At 65.5% G+C, this 18,095-nt stretch carries 18 protein-coding genes; 11 read left to right on the top strand and 7 right to left on the bottom strand.

The genetic code is table 11. The annotated features are described in order from the left end of the window. Positions 1–171: 171 nt before the first annotated feature. The gene (locus tag A9D60_RS18955) at positions 172–636 is read left to right on the top strand and encodes a DUF1203 domain-containing protein (RefSeq protein ID WP_065269031.1); all 465 of its coding nucleotides are present in this window, start codon (positions 172–174) and stop codon (positions 634–636) included. A 16-nt stretch (positions 637–652) separates the two neighbouring features. Here A9D60_RS18955 and A9D60_RS18950 read toward each other — a convergent pair whose 3' ends face one another. Beyond that, entirely contained in the window at positions 653–1,477 is an 825-nt protein-coding gene (locus A9D60_RS18950) for a TauD/TfdA dioxygenase family protein (RefSeq protein WP_065269030.1), read from the bottom strand. Positions 1,478–1,568: 91 nt separating this feature from the next. Here A9D60_RS18950 and A9D60_RS18945 point away from each other — a divergent pair, with 91 nt between their 5' ends. Beyond that, the gene (locus A9D60_RS18945; protein WP_065269102.1) at positions 1,569–2,465 is read left to right on the top strand and encodes a LysR family transcriptional regulator; all 897 of its coding nucleotides are present in this window, start codon (positions 1,569–1,571) and stop codon (positions 2,463–2,465) included. 262 nt (positions 2,466–2,727) lie between these two features. Here A9D60_RS18945 and A9D60_RS18940 read toward each other — a convergent pair whose 3' ends face one another. Further along, positions 2,728–3,660 (bottom strand): ABC transporter ATP-binding protein, encoded by a 933-nt coding sequence (locus A9D60_RS18940; RefSeq protein ID WP_065269029.1) that lies wholly within the window; start codon positions 3,658–3,660, stop codon positions 2,728–2,730. Positions 3,661–3,731: 71 nt separating this feature from the next. Between A9D60_RS18940 and A9D60_RS18935 the strand changes: the two genes are divergently transcribed. The 3 genes from A9D60_RS18935 (at position 3,732) to A9D60_RS18925 (ending at position 4,959) form a co-directional block, all read left to right on the top strand. Further along, positions 3,732–3,914, top strand: coding sequence for a zinc-finger domain-containing protein (locus A9D60_RS18935; protein ID WP_019295009.1), 183 nt, complete (start codon positions 3,732–3,734; stop codon positions 3,912–3,914). Then, positions 3,911–4,378 carry a hypothetical protein gene (locus tag A9D60_RS18930; protein WP_065269028.1) on the top strand — a complete coding sequence of 156 codons (468 nt, stop codon included), beginning with the start codon at positions 3,911–3,913 and terminating at the stop codon, positions 4,376–4,378. Before A9D60_RS18935 ends, A9D60_RS18930 begins: the two co-directional genes overlap by 4 nt. A 95-nt stretch (positions 4,379–4,473) precedes the next feature. Continuing rightward, entirely contained in the window at positions 4,474–4,959 is a 486-nt protein-coding gene (locus A9D60_RS18925; protein ID WP_065269027.1) for a flavodoxin family protein, read from the top strand. A gap of 27 nt (positions 4,960–4,986) precedes the next feature. Here the strand turns inward: A9D60_RS18925 and A9D60_RS18920 are convergent, their stop codons facing one another. Then, on the bottom strand, positions 4,987–5,502 hold the full coding sequence (locus A9D60_RS18920) for a hypothetical protein (RefSeq protein WP_065269026.1): 516 nt from the start codon (positions 5,500–5,502) through the stop codon (positions 4,987–4,989). A 31-nt stretch (positions 5,503–5,533) separates the two neighbouring features. On the opposite strand from A9D60_RS18920, the gene polA reads away from it, so the two are divergent. Together polA and A9D60_RS18910 are read left to right on the top strand one after the other, a co-directional pair. Beyond that, positions 5,534–8,338 carry a DNA polymerase I gene (gene polA / locus A9D60_RS18915; protein ID WP_065269025.1) on the top strand — a complete coding sequence of 935 codons (2,805 nt, stop codon included), beginning with the start codon at positions 5,534–5,536 and terminating at the stop codon, positions 8,336–8,338. A 91-nt stretch (positions 8,339–8,429) separates the two neighbouring features. After that, complete coding sequence (locus tag A9D60_RS18910) at positions 8,430–8,693, top strand: hypothetical protein (protein ID WP_065269024.1); 264 nt, start codon at positions 8,430–8,432, stop codon at positions 8,691–8,693. A 241-nt stretch (positions 8,694–8,934) separates the two neighbouring features. Here A9D60_RS18910 and A9D60_RS18905 read toward each other — a convergent pair whose 3' ends face one another. The 4 genes from A9D60_RS18905 to A9D60_RS18890 form a co-directional block, all read right to left on the bottom strand. Further along, a complete protein-coding gene (locus A9D60_RS18905; protein WP_065269023.1) occupies positions 8,935–9,171 on the bottom strand; it encodes a DUF2798 domain-containing protein in 237 nt (78 codons plus the stop codon). Between the two features lie 90 nt (positions 9,172–9,261). Next, the gene (locus tag A9D60_RS18900) at positions 9,262–9,498 is read right to left on the bottom strand and encodes a DUF2798 domain-containing protein (protein WP_065269022.1); all 237 of its coding nucleotides are present in this window, start codon (positions 9,496–9,498) and stop codon (positions 9,262–9,264) included. A gap of 113 nt (positions 9,499–9,611) precedes the next feature. Beyond that, entirely contained in the window at positions 9,612–10,364 is a 753-nt protein-coding gene (locus tag A9D60_RS18895; protein WP_065269021.1) for a hydroxypyruvate isomerase family protein, read from the bottom strand. A 266-nt stretch (positions 10,365–10,630) separates the two neighbouring features. Then, a complete protein-coding gene (locus A9D60_RS18890) occupies positions 10,631–11,215 on the bottom strand; it encodes a DUF1285 domain-containing protein (protein WP_065269020.1) in 585 nt (194 codons plus the stop codon). 64 nt (positions 11,216–11,279) lie between these two features. On the opposite strand from A9D60_RS18890, the gene A9D60_RS18885 reads away from it, so the two are divergent. Genes A9D60_RS18885 through A9D60_RS18870 form a run of 4 tightly spaced genes read left to right on the top strand, consistent with a single transcriptional unit; the run spans position 11,280 to position 18,033 of the window. Beyond that, positions 11,280–12,287, top strand: coding sequence for an AAA family ATPase (locus tag A9D60_RS18885; RefSeq protein ID WP_065269019.1), 1,008 nt, complete (start codon positions 11,280–11,282; stop codon positions 12,285–12,287). Beyond that, positions 12,284–13,177: a DUF58 domain-containing protein gene (locus tag A9D60_RS18880; RefSeq protein WP_065269018.1), complete on the top strand. Its 894-nt coding sequence runs from the start codon at positions 12,284–12,286 to the stop codon at positions 13,175–13,177. Before A9D60_RS18885 ends, A9D60_RS18880 begins: the two co-directional genes overlap by 4 nt. Continuing rightward, positions 13,174–15,981 (top strand): DUF4159 domain-containing protein, encoded by a 2,808-nt coding sequence (locus tag A9D60_RS18875; RefSeq protein WP_065269017.1) that lies wholly within the window; start codon positions 13,174–13,176, stop codon positions 15,979–15,981. The genes A9D60_RS18880 and A9D60_RS18875 overlap by 4 nt, the downstream gene beginning before the upstream one ends. A 9-nt stretch (positions 15,982–15,990) precedes the next feature. After that, positions 15,991–18,033 carry a hypothetical protein gene (locus A9D60_RS18870; RefSeq protein ID WP_065269016.1) on the top strand — a complete coding sequence of 681 codons (2,043 nt, stop codon included), beginning with the start codon at positions 15,991–15,993 and terminating at the stop codon, positions 18,031–18,033. Positions 18,034–18,095 lie beyond the last annotated feature (62 nt).

Raw genomic sequence — 18,095 nt, 5'->3', positions numbered from 1 at the left:
CGGTGCCGCGCCGCGCGCCAGCGCGGCGCCACGCCCAACCGCCGCAGGGCATTTTCAATGCCTGCACGGCGGGCGGGAGAGCACCCCCTGTTCCAATGCGGGATGCGCAAGATCCGGGTCGATTGCGGCGGGGCAGATGCGCCATGGTGCTGACAGAAAAGGAGAAACCCCATGACCAAGATCACCGCCCTGCCCACAGACATCGTCCGCGCCCTGCAGGAGGGCGGCCCCGACGCCCACGGCCAAGTGCCGGAGCGCGCGGTGGCAGAAGGCGGCCCCAACCCCTGCCGCCACTGCCTGCAATACATCCCTGAAGGAAAGGAGATGCTGATTCTGGCCCACCGCCCCTTCCCCGAAGCGCAGCCCTATGCCGAGACCGGGCCCATCTTCCTGTGTGCGGACCGCTGCGCGCGGCATGAGGGGGAGGACGTGCCGGAGGTTCTGGAGCGTGCGCCGGACTATCTGATCAAGGGCTACAGCGCCGATCACCGGATCGTTTACGGCACCGGCATTGTCATTCCGCAGGCGGAAATGATGGCACAGGCCGAAGCGATTTTCGGGGACGAGCGGGTGGACTACATCCACATCCGCTCGGCGCGCAACAACTGCTATCAGGCGCGGATTGACCGGGGGTGATAGCGCTGGGGGGCTTCTAACCCGACAAAGCTACACCATCCACAGTGACCCAGTGCATGAGACGCCGGAAGCCTTGATAGTCGTTGATCGCCTTGTGCCAGGTGGCGCGATTGTCCCACATGGTGATATCGCCTGCCTGCCAGCGGACACGGGCCTGAAATTCGGGCTGTTTGCAGTGCTCATACAGCATGTTGAGGAGGGCCGCAGATTCATCGGCCGTCAAACCCTCGATATGCGTGGTGAAAACAGGGTTTACGAACAATCCGCGGCGCCCGCTGAGCGGATGCGTGATGACGGCAGGATGGCGCGCATCCTGCGTCGCCGCTTCGGCATTGCCCAACCGCCCGCTTTTGGCCGCTTCGCTGTCCGACGCGGCCGCACCAAAGACGTGACGGGACGAATGCACAGCCGTCAGCCCATCCAGAAACCGGCGCATGGGGGCTGACAGCGCCTCATAGGCCGCGCCCATCGACACGAACAGCGTGTCACCGCCGTATGGCGGCATCTCGATAGCATGCAGTACCGATCCCATCGCCGGGATCTGGTCGTAGGAATGATCGGTGTGCCAGCCTTCGCCGACCGCTTCTTTCTGGTCCTTTTCCTTAAGGACGGTTGCGATTTCTGGATGCCCGTCGACGGGTTTGAAAAAGCGGTTCACGTTGATCGGACCGAAGCGTCGTGCAAAATCCAGGTGGTCTTCCGGGGCAATGTTTTGCCCTCTGAGCACAATGACGGAATATTGAGCGAAGGCTGCGTGGATTTCCGCGAACTGCGCAGCGTCTCTTATATCGGCTCCGAAAATTTCCGCCCCCAGGCCGCCTGTCAAAGGTCTGATGTCCATCGGTTGTCTCCCTGTTCTCTGACGGGAAGGATAGGAGATTGCCCAAGATCGAAAAAACTGAATAAATCTGGCGCAAAGGATGATTTTTCTGATGGTTCGATTTTCACTGCGGCAACTTGCCTTTCTGTCGGAAACTGCCCGTTGCGGTGGTATCGCGCCTGCGGCACGAAACCTGAACGTCTCCGCTGCGGCGGTCTCATCGGCGCTGGACAAACTCGAAGCGGTCACTGGCCTGACCTTGTTTGACCGTTTTCCCGCGCGGGGTATGCGGCTGACCCGTGCGGGGGCGGAGTTCCTTACAGATTCGGAAGCTCTGCTGACGCGGGCGAAGGCCCTGGACCGTCATGCCGCCGACCTGGCCAAGGGGGAAGCCGGCACGATCCGGATCGGGACACATTATGCCATTGCCCAGCGGATTGTGCTGCCTGCGGTTCTGACGTTCCGCGACAGCTACCCCCGCGTCCGTATCGAAGTCGTGGAAGATGATTTTCCAAGCCTGGTTGCAGCACTAGATGCGGGGGAGACCGATGCGCTTGTTGTTTTCAATCAGGGCTTAGATGACACGCGCTTCGATGTCGAAACCCTGAAGGCGTTGCCGCCCTTGGTTTTGCTGCCTGCGTCGCACCCTTTGGTAAAGGCAGACAGCGTGCAGCTTGAGGAGCTGTCCGGCCTTCCCTACATTTCCGTGTCGCGGGCTGGTCCCGGCCCCAGCTATCTTGACTTGCTTCGGGCTGCCGGTCTTGACCCGGAGGTGCCGCTGACCTCGCAATCCCGCGAAATGGTTCAAGCTTATGTGGGAAAGGGGTTGGGTTATACGCTTGTTGGCTTCCCGCCTGGCCGGAACCAGACGATTGAAGGCGATGCTGTGGTCACGCGCCCGCTCGCGCAGGAGATCGGCCGTTTCGAGGTTTCCATTGCGCTGGCAAGAGCGTCGCGGCAGACGGATCTGGTCTCAGCTTTTCTGGATATGTGCCGGACCCAGGTTTGAGCACCTGTGCCGCGCAGAGCCTAGACCTGCATTTTGGTCCGTAACAGACCTGCCCAGCGGCACGGAATGCTCAAAAACTCCCTCACTTGCAGGCAGCCCAGAACCTGCCGGTTTTGCTGCAAACTATCTGAAAGCGGGGTTCTGCACATTTGCGGAAAGCGGCAGAAGTGCCCGGCTCATACGCCGCTCGCATCCGGAATGGCCGCTGCCCGGGCTGGCGTAATCGCGCTTGCCGGCTGGATGAGACAGATGGTTTTGACTATTATCCCGCGGCCTTGGTCAGCGACAGGAAGACGTCCTCCAGATCGGCTTCCTCTGTCTTGACGTCGCGGATCGAAATACCCGCCGCATGGACCGCGGCCAGCACGTCTTCGGCGCTGGTTGCGCGGCTGCGGTAGCGCAGGCAAACGGCGCCGTCTTCGCGCAGCTCGGCCTCGATGCCGTCGCCTTGCGGCAGCACTGCCGCCGGCACCGCGGGCTGCACCACCATGGTCTTGGCATCAAGCCGGCCCAGCAGGCTGGACTTGCTGTCGCGCGCCACCACCTCGCCCTGGTTGATGATGGCGATCTCGTCGCACATCTCCTCAGCCTCCTCCAGATAGTGGGTGGTGAGGATGATGGTCATGCCTTGCGCGTTCAGTTTGCGGATGTTTTCCCACAGCATCTGGCGCAGCTCGATGTCGACGCCCGCCGTCGGCTCATCCAGCACCAGCACAGACGGGTGATGCACCAGCGCCTTGCCCAGCAGAAGCCGCCGCCGCATGCCGCCGGAGAGGGTGCGTGCATAGGCCTCTGCCTTGTCCTCAAGCCCGATCATCCGCAGGATTTCGTCGCTGTGGCGCTCGTGCTTGGGCACGCCGTAAAGCCCCGCCTGCACTTCCAGTGCGCCGCGCGGGGTGAAGAACGGGTCGAGATTCAGCTCCTGCGGCATCACCCCGATGGCGGCGCGGCTCTGGCGCGGGTTTGCGTCCTGGTCGAACCCCCAGATCGACACCGAGCCGGAGGTCTTGCGCACGAGGCCTGCGAGGATGTTGATCATCGTCGATTTGCCCGCGCCGTTCGGCCCCAGCAGGCCGAAGACAGAGCCGCGCGGCACCGTCAGGTCGACGCCCTTGAGCGCGTGTTTCTCCGGCTGGCCCTTATGGCCCTTGTAGATTTTGCGCAAAGCTTTGATCTGGATTGCGTCAGCACTCATCGCCGCACTTGCCCCCGGTTTTTCCTTGGCTCATAAAAGCGCCTAGCCGAAAAGTGAAAGGACTGCCAGCCATGAGCACCGAAGCGCCGGAAACCAGGATCGTGAACAGCCGCAAGGTGGCCTGCGACGGCAGCGAAGGCGCGCTGGGGCATCCGCGGGTCTATCTGCAAATCCCGGAGGAGCAGGGCTGGGTCGAATGCCCCTATTGCGACTGCAAGTTCATCTATGAGGACGCGGCCAAGGCGGCGGAGTGAGCGGACGCTGGATCAAGCGCGGCCTCCTTGCGCTTGCAGCAATACCCCTCGTTGCCATTGCGGCAGAAGTGACCGCCGGATTTGCTTTGAGCTATCCGCCGGCGCTGACTTTTTACCTCCACGAACTGCCGTTCCGGGGCCAAGACTTCGATCCTGAGAAGTGGGCGTCAGCCGGGGAATGTGGCGATGGCCCTGAATGGCGTTGCGTGGACCTGGCACTTTCCTGTCCTCGCGGCCCGATGGTCGGCGACCTGCTGCGCAATCACTTGTACACAGGCAGAACGGAGCGTTCAGAAGCAACCGGTCTCCTGGGAGAAGCTGACGGGCGGACCACAATTCACGGCAATAGTTGCGACCGCTACAATCTCGGCTGGTGCAGCGGTTTCAAAATGGACCCGGCCTCGCTGTTTGTTTGTTATGCGGAAGACGGCCGAGTTACCCAAAGCGGGCACATCCAGCACTGAGACCGGGAAATTCGAATTTTCCGGCCGAATTTCTTTGAGGAAAATTGCCTGCGTCCAGTAGTGTCCGGTGCGGGAACCAAGCGCGGGCAGCGGATATGGCACAGCTTCTGATCGTCTATCACAGCCGCACCGGCGGCAGCCGCCGGATGGCGGAGGCTGCGTTTGACGCCGCGCGAGGAGAGACGGACACCATTCTGAAACGCGCCGAAGACGCCGGGCCGGAGGATTTGCTGGCGGCGGACGGCTATATCTTCTGCGCGCCGGAGAACCTGGCGGCGCTGTCCGGCCAGATGAAAGAGTTTTTCGACCGCTGCTATTACCCGGTGCTGGGACAGATCGAGGGGCGGCCTTATGCGCAGATGGTCTGCGCCGGATCGGACGGCGAGAACGCGGCGCGGCAATGCGCGCGGATTGCCACCGGCTGGCGCCTGAAAGAGGTGCAGAAGCCGCTGATTATCTGCACCCATGCGCAAACGCCGGAGGCCATTCTGGCGGAGAAGGTGATCCCGGAGGATCAGCTGGAGGCCTGCCGCGAGCTGGGGCTGGCGATGGGCGCGGGGCTGATGATGGGGGTGTTTTGAGCCATCACACCCAGTCAATGCTCCACGTTATTCACGGAACTCTGCGCAGATGGCATTTGCGGTCCCGTATTTCCGTTTCAGAAGCCCTTTCAGCCCCTTTCCTGCCCAGACCTTGAATTCGCCGCCATCGCTCAATTCACCCGTCCCCCAGACGGTGTAAGCGGCCAGGTTTGCATAGGAGAACTTTGCCGTACCGGAACGGCCATCATCACAGGTGATCTGTGCGTTCCCATAATTGCCGACCGTGCTTTGTATCTTCCATTGCCCTGAGCATTCTGCCCCGGCCACGGTCCTGCCGCTGAAGGTCCCGTCAAGCCAACCGATTGCGCGCCCAGTGAAAAGATCGCCCCCTTCCAGGCAGGCGGCCACCGGCGTGCAGTTATTGGGATCGCCCGGCGAGTGCGTGCAGTTCTTGGGGAAAATGGCGTCAATCGTGCCGTCTTGGCTGACCGGAGCGGCGCAGGAGACAAGAACCGCCAGCGCGGCCGGCAGAACGGCAATTGAAGTGCGGCGGGGGATGAAGGATAAGGATTTTCGAAACATGCGGGCGCCAAATCAACGGGAGTGAATAACCATGAGCAATACCCAGTTCGGCAAAGGTTGTCACCTCCACCTGATCGACGGCTCGGCCTTCATCTTCCGCGCCTATCACGCGCTGCCGCCGCTGACGCGAAAATCTGACGGGCTGCCGATCGGCGCCGTGGCGGGTTTCTGCAACATGCTGTTTAAGCAGGTCGAGGACAACAAGGGCCCGGATGCGCCGACCCATGTGGCGGTGATTTTCGACTATTCCGGCAAATCCTTCCGCAACGAGATGTACGATTTGTACAAGGCCAACCGCCCGCCCGCGCCGGAGGACCTGGTGCCGCAGTTCCCGCTGACCCGCGACGCCACCCGCGCCTTCAACATCGCCTGCAAGGAGATCGAGGGCTTCGAGGCCGATGACATCATCGCAACGCTGGCGCATCAGGCGCGCGATGCCGGCGGGCGGGTGACCATCATCTCCTCGGACAAGGACCTGATGCAGCTGGTTGGCGGCGGCGTCGAGATGCTGGACGCGATGAAGAACAAGCGCATCGACAGCGACGGCGTGGTGGAGAAATTCGGCGTCGGCCCGGACCGGGTGGTGGATGTGCAGGCGCTGGCGGGCGACTCGGTTGACAACGTGCCAGGGGCGCCGGGGATCGGGATCAAGACCGCCGCTTTGCTGATCAACGAATTCGGCTCTCTCGAGGAACTGCTGGACCGGGCCGAGGAGATCAAACAACCCAAGCGCCGCCAAACGCTGATTGAGAAGCGGGATCAGATCGAACTGTCGAAGAAGCTGGTGCAGCTCGACTGCAATATGGAGCTGGACTTCACCCTGGACGATCTGGAGGTGAAGGAGCCGGATGCGGAGACCCTGCTGACTTTCCTGAGCGAGATGGAATTCCGCACACTGTCGAAACGCATGGCCGATCAGCTGGGCATGGAGGCGCCGGCCATTCCGGAAGCCCCCGCCGCAGCGGCTTCCACAGCGGCAGCGCCGGAGGCGGTGCCCTTTGACAAGGAGAAATACGAATGCGTCCGCGATGCGGCGGCGCTGCAGGTCTGGGTCGACCGCATCCGCGAGCGCGGCTGGGTGGCGGTGGATACCGAGACCACCGGCCTCGATGAAATGGTCGTCGATCTGGTCGGCATCTCGCTGTGCGTGGAGGCGGGCGAGGCCTGCTATATTCCGCTCACGCATAAGGCCGGGGGCGATGATCTGTTCGGCGGCGAGGGCCTGTCCGAGGGACAGATGCCGCTGGAGGAAGCGATCGCCATGCTGAAACCGGTTCTGGAAGATCCAGCGATCATGAAAATCGGCCAGAACATGAAATACGACGCCAAGATCCTGCACCGCTACGGCGTGGACGTGGCGCCCATCGACGACACCATGCTGATGTCCTACGCGCTGCATGCAGGGATGCACGGGCATGGCATGGATGCGCTGTCCGAACGCTATCTGGACCACACGCCGATCCCGATCAAGCCGCTGTTGGGCACCGGCAAGTCCGCGATCACCTTTGACCGGGTGCCAATTGATGACGCGGTACCCTATGCGGCCGAGGACGCCGACATCACCCTGCGCCTGTGGCAGCTGTTCAAGCCGCAACTGCATCAGGAACGGGTCACGACGGTTTATGAAACGCTGGAGCGGCCGCTGGTGCCGGTGCTGGCGGATATGGAGCGCAACGGCATCAAGGTGGACCGCGATACGCTCTCGCGCATGTCCAACGCCTTCGCCCAGAAAATGGCGGGCTTGGAGGCGGAGATCCATGAGCTGGCGGGGGAGACCTTCAACGTCGGCTCGCCCAAGCAGCTGGGCGAGATCCTGTTCGACAAGATGGCGCTGCCAGGCGGCAAGAAGGGCAAAACAGGCGCCTATGCCACCGGTGCGGACATCCTGGAGGATCTGGCGACCGAGCACGACCTGCCCGCGCGGGTGCTGGACTGGCGGCAGCTGTCCAAGCTGAAGTCGACCTATACGGACGCTTTGCAGGACCATATCAACCCGGACACCGGCCGGGTGCATACATCTTATGCCCAGACCGGGGCCAGCACCGGGCGCATGGCCTCCACCGATCCGAACCTGCAGAACATCCCCGTGCGCACCGAGGAAGGCCGCCGCATCCGCGAGGCGTTTGTGGCGGAAGAAGGCAATGTTCTGCTGTCGCTCGACTACAGCCAGATCGAACTGCGGATCCTCGCCCACATGGCCGGGATTGATGCGCTGAAACAGGCCTTTGCCGAAGGTGTCGACATTCACGCGATGACCGCGTCCGAGATGTTCGAGGTGCCGCTGGAGGAGATGACGCCGGAGATCCGCCGCCAGGCCAAGGCGATCAACTTCGGTGTGATCTATGGCATTTCCGGCTTTGGCCTGGCGCGCAACCTGCGCATTCCGCGCAAGGACGCGCAGGGGTTCATCGACCGCTACTTCGAGCGCTTCCCGGGCATCCGCAAGTACATGGACAGCACCGTCGAATTCGCCAAGGAGCATGGCTACGTCCAGACCCTGTTCGGGCGCAAGATCCATACCGCGGAGATCAACGCCAAGGGGCCGAAGGCGGGCTTTGCCAAGCGCGCGGCGATCAACGCGCCGATCCAGGGCACCGCGGCAGATGTGATCCGCCGGGCGATGATCCGGATGCCGGAGGCGATTGCCCATCTGCCTGCGCGGATGCTGTTGCAGGTGCATGACGAACTGCTGTTCGAGGTGCCGGAGGCGGCGGTCGAAGAGACCATCGCGACGGCCCGCGAGGTGATGGAGAACGCCGCCGATCCGGCGGTGCATCTGGACGTGAAACTGGTGGTGGACGCAGGCCGCGGTTCGAACTGGGCCGAGGCGCATTGACACACCGCTCTTGGGCTGGGATGCCTGTGCCCGGGGCTGCCGGACGCGGCTGACGCCCCGGGATTGAGACCAGCTATTTCAGGACAGGCCATTGAAAAAACTGTTTATTGCCAGCGTGCTGGCCGCCGTTGGCGGCTGCGCGCATCACATCAGGCCCGCGGCTACAGAATACAACGGCGACAGCGTGACCATCGCCACCCGGCAGCACCACCCGCGGCATTGGGCGCTGAAGGCGGCCACACGGGAGGCCGACCGGATCTGTCAGAAGGAACACGGGAAACAGGCGGAACATGCCTCTTCCCGCAAGGATTCCGCCGCGAGGACGAATTACGACCTGTTCCTCTGCCTGAACTGACGGAACCTCGCCTCACCGGGTCAAGGGAGGCGCAGCCTCCGCGCGGTCAGCGCGGCTTGCCCTTGACGCGGCCCGCCCTGAAAACAATCGGCAACGCCCCTTAAGGGCAGACCTGCCCTTAAGGGGCTTCTCAGCAAACCCCTTACGCCGCGCCAGCGGCGCCACGCCCAACGGCTGCTGCTGCATCTTTGATGCTGCTTGCGGCGGGCGGGAGTATCCCCTGCCCTTTTACCGCCCGGCCTCAGCCTCCGGCGGGCTGCTTGACCAGTTTCGCCACCAGCCTGCGCACCAGGGGCGCGGCGGTGAAGGCAACGGCAAAGGCAATCGGCCAGCTCAGGCTCCAGGCCTGCATCCAGGCGCCGCCGAAACCCGTGCCGAAGCCCAGCGCCTTCCAGGTGGCGACGCCAGTGACGATGAAGGACATCATCCCCGACAGGATCAAGCTGAACAACACGGGCGCAAAACGGGCGGGGAGCATTGGCGGGGTCCTTTTACTGTTGCGGCAGCTTATGCCGTACCGGAAAACACATTTCAATTCACGAATGTGTATTCCGGCCTGCCGCGGGCATCATGCCGCATCCGGAGGGCGGATGGCGATAGCCACGATCCGGCGCACCAGCGGCGCCACCGCCAGCACAACCGGGAAGGCCACCGGCCAGCTGTAGGCCCAGGCGGTCAGCCAGGCGGCGGCAAAGCCCTCATCCGCGCCGGCAACCCGCAGCGTGGAGATGCCCGACACGATCGAGGACATCATCAGCGACATCAGGAAACCGGACAGAAGCGGGGCAAAGCGGGCGGGGATCATGGCGGTCTCCTTGGCAGCGGGGAATGGGGTGCTGCTTCAGATATGCGGTGCCTTGACTGCGGAACAATCTGCGCCGCTGCACAGATATCTGCGCAGACGGACCGGGACGACGGTCAGCGCATCCAGCCCAGGCTGTTCTCGGTGCGCCGGGTTGAGGGGGTGTATTCTGCGCTGACCCAGCCGTCATAGCCGCTTTCGTCTATGGCTTCGAACAGCTCTTGAAAATCCACCGGCCCGGTGCCCGGCTCGCAGCGGCCAGGGGCGGCGCCGATCTGCACATGCACAGCGCGGGGGCCGAAGGTTTCCCACACTTTGAGCGCGTCGCCGTGGATCATCTGCGCGTGGTAGGCGTCGTACTGCAGGCCGACATTGGGCCGGTCCACCGCGTCCAGAACCTCCACCGCGAGGTTGTAGTCGTCGAGGAAATAGCCTGGCTGGTCGCCGCTGTTCAGCGGTTCAATGGTGAACATCTGTTCCGGCGCGCGGTCGGCGGCCCATTGCAGGTTTTCGATAAAGGTCTGCTGTGCCGTATTGCCCTTGGCATAGCCGGCCATCACGTGGATCTTGCCCGCCTTCAGCGCCTCTGCGTAGCGCAGCACCCGGCGGATGTCGCGCTGGAAGCGGTCGGTGCCTTCGGGCACCGCCGCATAGCCGGGCATGCCGCCGGTGTAATTGGGGGGCGGCGCGTTGATCAGCAGGAGCCGCAGCCCGTTGGCCATCAGCGCGCGCTGGGTTTCCTTGGCAGCGATTTCATAAGGATAGAGGATCTCCACCGCGTCAAAACCGGCAGCCGCCGCGGCCTGGAACCGGTCGAGATAGGGCAGCTCGGCAAACAGCAGCGAGATATTGGCCGCGAAGCGGGGCATAGGATTCTCCTTGTTGACTGTTGGTCTAGCGCCGCTCCGCCGGGCAGCCAAGGCGTCAAAAGTGCAGAATTTTCCTATTAAACTTTCGTTAACCGAAGGAGGGCTGGTTTTTGGCTGATTACCGCCCGCGTCCGGGTTGTTGGCGGATTGGCGGGAAGCGAAGCGCCCGCCCGTTTTACCGGAGGCAAACCTCCGGTTTGACGGGGGGGCGGTACGGGTGCTGCCCGGCCTTCGGCCAGGCGAAAATCTTACAGAGTGTCCTGCAATTATTCTGCTTCCAGCTCAGCGGAGGGAATCAGCGGGAAGAACGTGCCGCCGGACCAGACGCCGAACCAGTCCTCGTGGTGCTCGCCCAGATCCGCCAGCCGGTAAAAGCTCTTGCGGTCGATCAGAGCCTCAAGGCCAGCGCGGATCATGACATAGGGGGATGGCTCACCGCTCTCCGCATCGCGCTCCGCCCGGATCATGTGGTCAGGCCCGGCTGCGGCGGTATCGCCGATGCTGGTGGTAAAGGTGATGACCTGATCGCGCCCCTGCCCCGCCACATCGAAATCCACCGCCACGAAAGGCGCGTCCTCGACGGTGATGCCGACCTTTTCCACCGGGGTCACAAGGTAATACTTGCCGTCCTCCAGCTTGAGGATGGAGGCAAACAGCTTGACCAGCTCAAACCGGGTGAACGGCGTGCCGAGGTAGTACCACGCGCCGTCACGGGCGATGCGGATGTCCAGATCGCCGCAGAAAGGCGGGTTCCACAGGTGGACGGGCGGCAAACCCTTGCCCTTTCCGGCCGCTTTTGCCGCCGCGGCGATGCCTTCGGCATCGGGGGTCACGGGTTTTTGTCCGCTCATTGCTTTTGCCATTTCCTGTCAGCACGATAGAGTAACAGCATATATCCGGGAAACGAGGAATGTCATGCCTGAAACGGACGATCTGCTGGGGGATATCGAAGCGCTGGAAGCCAAGCTGCAAAAGGCGCGCGAATCGATCACCAAGCGCTTTATCGGACAGGAGCGGGTGGTGGACCTCACGCTCTCGGTTTTGCTGTGCGGCGGCCACGGGCTGCTGATCGGCCTGCCGGGCCTCGGCAAGACCCGGCTGGTGGAGACCCTCAGCACGGTGATGGGGCTGGCGGGCAACCGGATCCAGTTCACCCCCGACCTGATGCCTGCGGATATTCTGGGCTCGGAAGTGCTGGACACGGCAGAGGACGGCCACCGGTCGTTCCGGTTCGTGCCGGGGCCGGTGTTCTGCCAGCTCCTGATGGCGGATGAAATCAACCGGGCCAGCCCCCGGACCCAATCGGCGCTGCTGCAGGCGATGCAGGAGCGGGTGGTGACGGTGGCGGGCGAGGACCGCAGCCTTGGCGCGCCGTTCCATGTGCTGGCAACCCAGAACCCGATTGAACAAGAGGGCACCTATCCGCTGCCGGAAGCGCAGCTGGACCGGTTCCTGCTGCAGATCGACGTGAATTATCCCGACCGGGCGACCGAGCGGGATATCCTGCTGGCCACCACCGGTGTTGAGGAAGACGAAGCCTATCAGGTGTTTACCGCCGCTGAGCTGATCGCGGCGCAGACCCTGCTGCGGCGGATGCCGGTGGGCGAGTCGGTCGTCGAGATGATCCTGGATCTGGTGCGCGCCTTCCGCCCGGATGAGCCGGGTGTCTCGGACCATGTGGCGCAGACCGTGGCCTGGGGGCCAGGTCCGCGGGCGGCGCAGGCTTTGATGCTGGCAGTCAGGGCGCGGGCGCTGCTGCAGGGGCGGCTGGCACCCAACGCAGAGGATGTGCTGGACATGGCGAAACCGGTGCTGAGCCACCGGATGCAGCTGAATTTTGCCGCGCGCGCACGGGGTGAGAGTCTGGCCGCGCTCATTGAGGAAACTGCGAGCGAACTGGCCCGGACCGGGGCCGCCGCGTGACCAGGCCTGCGGCCTCTCAGACCGCAACCGGATTGCGGCACCGGGCGGAGGCAGAGGCCAGCGCCCTGCCGCCCCTGCTGGTGCAGGCGCGGCATCTGGCGGGCTCTGTCCTGATGGGCGAGCATGGCCGCCGCCGGGCGGGCACCGGCGATGATTTCTGGCAGTACCGCCCGGCGCAGGCCGGCGACAGCCGCCGGATGATCGACCACCGGCGCTCTGCCATGGGCGACGTGCAATATGTGCGCGAGCGGGAGTGGCAGATTGCCCAGACGGTGCATCTGTGGGTGGATACCGGCGCCTCTATGCGCTTTGCCTCGGCGCCCAAGCTGCCGCAGAAAGCGGACCGCGCGCGGCTGCTGGGGCTGGCGGCTGCGGTGCTAATGGTGCAGGGCGGCGAGCGGGTGGGCCTCACCGGCGGCACGCTGCCGCCCCGGCGCGGCAATGTGCAGATCCTGCGTCTGGCGGAAGCGCTGTCGGATGACGATGCGGAGGATTACGCCCCGCCCGGCCACCGGGCGCTGATCCCGCATGCGCGGGCTTTGTTCATCTCGGATTTCCTGGGGCCGTATGAGCCGGTGGAACAGGCCCTGTCCAAGGCCGCCGCGCGCGGGGTGCGGGGCGTGCTGCTGCAGGTGCTGGACCAGGCGGAGGAGGCCTTTCCCTTCTCCGGCCGCACGCTGTTTCAGAGCATTGCGGGCGGTGTCACACATGAAACACTGAAGGCCTCTGCCCTGCAGGAGCGCTACCTGGACCGGCTGGCGGAACGGCGGGACGCGCTGGAGCGGCTTTGCCGCGAGGCCGGCTGGCGGTTCGGCCAGCATCACACGGGCGACCCGGCGCAGGCGGCGCTGATGTGGCTTTACCATGCACTGGAGCGGACCGCGCCATGACCATGATTGCAGGCATCGGCTTTACCGCGCCCTGGCTTTTGCTGGGCTTGCTGGCGCTGCCGGTGCTTTGGCTGCTGCTGCGGGCGATCCCGCCTGCGCCGAAACGCCAGCCGTTCCCGGCGGTGACGCTGCTGTTGGGGTTGAAGGATGACGAGAGCCTGTCGGACCGCACGCCCTGGTGGCTGCTGCTGCTGCGCCTGCTGGCGATGGCGGCGGCGATCATCGGCCTGGCGGGGCCCGTGCTGAACCCCGCGATCGAGGATGCGGGCGGCAGCGGGCCGCTGCTGATTGTGATGGACGCCAGCTGGGGCGGCGCGGCGGGCTGGAAACAGACCAGCGCCCAGGCCGCGGTGCAATTGGACGAGGCCGGGCGGGCCGAACGCCCGGTGGCGGTGCTGCGCCTCAGCGCGCCGGAAGCGGTGCAGTTCCGCGCCGCCAGCGACTGGCAGCGGCAATTGGCCGGACTGGCGCCGCTGCCTTGGCAGCCGGGGCCGGAGCAGCTGGAGCAGGCGCTGGAGGCGATTGGCGCCGCCGAGGGCGGGTTTGACACCGTGTGGTTCAGCGACGGGCTGGACTATCCGGGCCGCGACGGGCTGATCGAGGCGCTGGGGCAGCGCGGAGAGATTGAAGTGTTTGAACAGCCGCTGCCCGTCTTGGGCCTGATGCCCGCGAGCTATACCGGCAGCGCGATTGAGCTGACAGTGCAGCGCAGCCGCGGCGGGCCTGCGCAGGAGGTGTCCGTGGTGGCGCAAGGCAAGGACCCGGGCGGCACCGAGCGCAGCCTGGCGTCGCTGCCGCTGCGGTTTGCCGATGGGGCGCGGGAGACCACTGCCGAACTGTCGCTGCCTGCGGAGTTGCGCGCGCGGCTGTCGCGGTTTGAAATCAGCGGCGTGAAATCGGCGGGCGCGGTGGCGCTGACCGATGACAGCCTGCGGCGGCGGGAGGTGGCGCTGGTCTCCTCGCAAAGCGCCGACGAGGGATTGGCGCTGCTGTCGCCGCTGCATTACCTGCGCCAGGCGCTGGCGCCCTCAGCCGAGCTGCTGGAAGGCGCGCTGCGGGATCTGCTGCCGGCCAATCCGGATGTGATCGTGCTGGCCGATGTGGCGCGGCTGGCGCCCGCGCAGGAAGAGGCCGTCATTGAATGGGTGGAAAACGGCGGCCTCCTGCTGCGCTTTGCCGGGCCGCGGCTGGCGGCCAGCGATACGGCGCGCAGCAGTGAAGAACCCTTGATGCCGGTGCGCCTGCGCATTGGCGGCCGCAGCATCGGCGGCGCCATGAGCTGGGGCGAGCCGAAGACGCTGGCCCCCTTTGGTGAGGCCTCGCCGTTCTACGGGCTTGAGGTGCCGCAGGAAGTTTCGATCAGCTCTCAGGTGGTGGCGCAGCCGGACCCGGAGCTGGCCGCGCGGGTGATCGCAGAGCTGGCGGACGGGACGCCGCTGGTGACACGCAAGACGCTGGGACAGGGCCAGGTGATTTTGTTCCACGTGACCGCCAATGCGGAGTGGAGCAGCCTGCCGCTGTCGGGCCTGTTCGTGTCGATGCTGGAGCGGCTGGCGGTGTCCTCCTCCGCTGCGCAGCCCAAGGCGGAGGATCTGGAAGGCACCACCTGGACACCGGTCGAGGTGCTGGACGGCTTTGGCCGCCTGGAGGCGGCGGAGACGCTGCCCGGCGTGGCAGGCCCGGATCTGGTGGCGGCGCCCGCGGGGCCGGAGCTGCGGCCCGGTGTCTATGACGGCGGGCGGCGGATGCTGGCGCGCAATGTGCTGCGCCCGGGTGAAGAGCTGACGGCCGCGCGCTGGCCGGCCTCGGTTGCGGTCAGCGGTTATGGCGCGCCGCAGGAGCTGCCGCTGGGCGGCGCGCTGCTGACGCTGGCGCTGGGGCTATTGGCGCTGGATGTGCTGGGAACGCTGGCGGTCTCCGGCCTGCTGGGCCGCGCCCGCACTGCCGCACTGGCGGCGGCGCTGGGTCTGGCGGCGCTGGTACCCGCGCAGGAGGTGCGGGCGCAGGACACCGCCCTGCCCGCCCCCTCGCAAGCACAATCCGAAGACGATCTGCGGGCGGCGGCCATTGCCTCGGAGCTGGTGCTGGCCCACGTGCTGACCGGCAACGCGCAGGTGGACCGGGTCGCGGCGGCGGGCCTGCGCGGGCTGACGGACACGCTGTTCTTCCGCACCTCGGTCGAGCCTGCCGCGCCGGCGGCTGTCGACCTGGAGCAGGATGAACTGGCGTTCTATCCGCTGCTTTACTGGCCCGTCACCCGCGATCAGCCGCTGCCCTCGTCTGAGGCCTATGCCAAGCTCAACACCTATCTGCGGTCGGGCGGCATGATCCTGTTTGATACCCGCGACGCGGATCTGACGGCCTCGGGCGCGACCAGCCCCGCGGCGCGGCGGCTGCAGCAGATTGCGCTGCCGCTGGACATTCCGCCGCTGGAGGTGGTGCCGGAGGACCATGTGCTGACCCGTGCCTTCTATCTGCTGCAGGCCTTTCCCGGCCGCCACGGGCGCGGCCCGGTCTGGGTCGAAGCGGCGCCGCCGGATGCGGAACAGGCCGAGGGCATTCCCTTCCGCAACCTCAACGACGGGGTGACGCCGGTGGTGATCGGCGGCAACGACTGGGCCGCGGCCTGGGCAGTTGATGAGAACGGGCGGCCCTTGCTGCCGGTCGGGCGCGGCTATGCGGGCGAGCGGCAGCGCGAACTGGCGTTCCGGTTTGGTGTCAACCTTGTGATGCATGTGCTGACCGGCAATTACAAATCCGACCAAGTGCATGTGCCGGCCCTTTTGGACCGGCTGGGTCAGTAGGAGCGCGCGATGACACAGACGATCCTGTTCGACCCGCTGGTGCCCTGGCCGGTGATCTGGGCCGCGGGGGCTGTCACTCTGGCCGCTTTGCTGCTGGGGCTGTGGAAGGGACTGTCCGGCTGGGCCTTGCGGGCGCTGGCGGCGCTGGTGCTGCTGGCTGCTTTGTCCGGGCCGGTGCATCAGAGCGAGGACCGCGCGCCGCTGAGCGACATCGTGATCGTGGCGGAAGACCAGACCGCCAGCCAGCAGCTGCGGGACCGCCCGGAACAGATCACGCGGGCGCGCAGCCAGCTGAAGGCGGCGCTGGCGGACCGGCCCGGCACCGATGTGCGCTGGGTCACCGTGCCGGATGGCGAGGGCGACGAAGGCACGCGGCTGATGGCGGCCATCGCCCAGGCGCTGGCGGATGAGCCGCGGGCGCGGGTGGCGGGGATCATAGCCCTGTCTGACGGCCAGGCGCATGACGCGGATCAGCCGGTGAACCTGCCCGCACCGATGCATTTGCTGCTGACCGGACGCGAAGACGACTGGGACCGGCGCCTTATCGTGAAAAACGCCCCCGGCTTTGCCATCATCGGCGAACCGGTGAAACTGACGCTGAGGATCGAGGATCAGGGCGCGGTGCCGGTGCAGGGCGGCTTTGCCGACATAGACGTCTCGGTCGCGGGCGGGCCGCCGCAGCGGTTTGCCCTGCCCGTGGGCGTTGATTTCGAACTGCCGCTGGTGTTGAAGCATGGCGGCCGCAACGTGATTCAGTTCTCCGTGCCGGAAGAGCCGGGTGAGCTGACCGCGCGCAACAACCAGGCGCTGGTGCAGATCAACGGGGTGCGCGACCGGCTGCGGGTCTTGCTGGTGTCGGGCGAGCCGCACGCGGGCGGGCGCACCTGGCGCAACCTCTTGAAGTCCGACAGCGCGGTGGACCTTGTGCATTTCACCATCTTGCGGCCGCCGGAAAAGCAGGACGGGGTGCCGGTGGAGGAGCTGTCGCTGATCGCCTTTCCCACCCGCGAGCTGTTCCTGGAAAAGATCGAGGACTTCGACCTGATCATCTTTGATCGCTACAAGCGGCGCGGCATCCTGCCGGCGGTCTATCTGGACAATGTGGCCAATTACGCGATGGGCGGCGGCGCGGTGCTGGTGGCAGCGGGACCGGATTTCGCCAGCGCCGACAGCATCTACCGCTCACCCCTGTCGCTGATCCTGCCCGCCGAACCCTCGGCGCGGGTGCTGGAGGAGGCCTACCGTCCGGAAGTCACAGATTTGGGCAAGCAGCACCCCGTCACTTCGGGGCTGGAGGGGGCCGCGGACTGGGGCCGCTGGCTGCGTCAGATCGAACTTCGCACACCCGAGGGCCATGTGCTGATGAGCGGCGCAGGCGAACGGCCTTTGCTGGTGCTGAACCGGGTGGGTGAGGGCCGGGTTGCCTTGCTGGCGTCGGACCATGCCTGGCTGTGGAGCCGGGGATACGAGGGCGGCGGGCCGCAGCTGGAGCTGCTGCGCCGTCTTGCGCATTGGATGATGAAGGAGCCGGAGCTGGAGGAAGAGGCGCTCTGGGCCGAGGTGACTGGCCAGCGGATGCGCATCCTGCGCCGCACGCTGGCAGGCCGGGTCGGGCCGGTGACGGTGACTGCGCCGGATGGTTCGACGGTGGATCTGGACCTGCGTCCGAGCGCACCGGGGCAATGGGAAACCCGCTATGAAGGGCCGGAACCGGGGCTGTACCGGCTGGAAGAGGGCGATGAGACCACCGTGGTCGGACTTGGGCCTGCGGCGCCCAAGGAGTTCGAGGAAACCATTGCCACCGGGTCTGTGCTGGCACCGGTGCTGGAGCCCCTGCGCGGCGGCGTCTTACGGCTGGAGGACGGGATGCCCGCCTTGCGCAGCGTGCGCGCCGGGCGGCCCGCATCGGGGCGCGGCTGGATCGGCCTGACCCCGCGGGAGGCTTATGAGACGCTTTCAGTCAGCCAAGGCCCGCTGCTGCCCGGCTGGCTGGCGCTTCTGCTGGTGTCCTTCTTCATCCTCGCAGGCTGGCTGCGCGAGGGGCGGCGGTAGGCAGTTCCCGCAGCCGGGACGCTCCCGCCCACTCCTGGCTTCCTTGCGGAATCCGTTCTGGT

It is taken from the genome of Leisingera sp. JC1 (genome assembly GCF_001679925.1).
GTDB lineage: Bacteria > Pseudomonadota > Alphaproteobacteria > Rhodobacterales > Rhodobacteraceae > Leisingera.
This window is presented reverse-complemented; position numbering and strand designations above follow the sequence as displayed.

Coding starts and splice junctions, on each gene's coding strand:
- polA (WP_065269025.1), top strand. CDS start 5,534: ATGAGCAATACCCAGTTCGGCAAAGGTTGTCACCTCCACCTGATCGAC.
- A9D60_RS18955 (WP_065269031.1), top strand. CDS start 172: ATGACCAAGATCACCGCCCTGCCCACAGACATCGTCCGCGCCCTGCAG.
- A9D60_RS18920 (WP_065269026.1), bottom strand. CDS start 5,502: ATGTTTCGAAAATCCTTATCCTTCATCCCCCGCCGCACTTCAATTGCC.
- A9D60_RS18875 (WP_065269017.1), top strand. CDS start 13,174: ATGACCATGATTGCAGGCATCGGCTTTACCGCGCCCTGGCTTTTGCTG.
- A9D60_RS18925 (WP_065269027.1), top strand. CDS start 4,474: ATGGCACAGCTTCTGATCGTCTATCACAGCCGCACCGGCGGCAGCCGC.
- A9D60_RS18940 (WP_065269029.1), bottom strand. CDS start 3,660: ATGAGTGCTGACGCAATCCAGATCAAAGCTTTGCGCAAAATCTACAAG.
- A9D60_RS18945 (WP_065269102.1), top strand. CDS start 1,569: ATGGTTCGATTTTCACTGCGGCAACTTGCCTTTCTGTCGGAAACTGCC.
- A9D60_RS18895 (WP_065269021.1), bottom strand. CDS start 10,364: ATGCCCCGCTTCGCGGCCAATATCTCGCTGCTGTTTGCCGAGCTGCCC.
- A9D60_RS18870 (WP_065269016.1), top strand. CDS start 15,991: ATGACACAGACGATCCTGTTCGACCCGCTGGTGCCCTGGCCGGTGATC.
- A9D60_RS18950 (WP_065269030.1), bottom strand. CDS start 1,477: ATGGACATCAGACCTTTGACAGGCGGCCTGGGGGCGGAAATTTTCGGA.
- A9D60_RS18890 (WP_065269020.1), bottom strand. CDS start 11,215: ATGAGCGGACAAAAACCCGTGACCCCCGATGCCGAAGGCATCGCCGCG.
- A9D60_RS18900 (WP_065269022.1), bottom strand. CDS start 9,498: ATGATCCCCGCCCGCTTTGCCCCGCTTCTGTCCGGTTTCCTGATGTCG.
- A9D60_RS18885 (WP_065269019.1), top strand. CDS start 11,280: ATGCCTGAAACGGACGATCTGCTGGGGGATATCGAAGCGCTGGAAGCC.
- A9D60_RS18935 (WP_019295009.1), top strand. CDS start 3,732: ATGAGCACCGAAGCGCCGGAAACCAGGATCGTGAACAGCCGCAAGGTG.
- A9D60_RS18905 (WP_065269023.1), bottom strand. CDS start 9,171: ATGCTCCCCGCCCGTTTTGCGCCCGTGTTGTTCAGCTTGATCCTGTCG.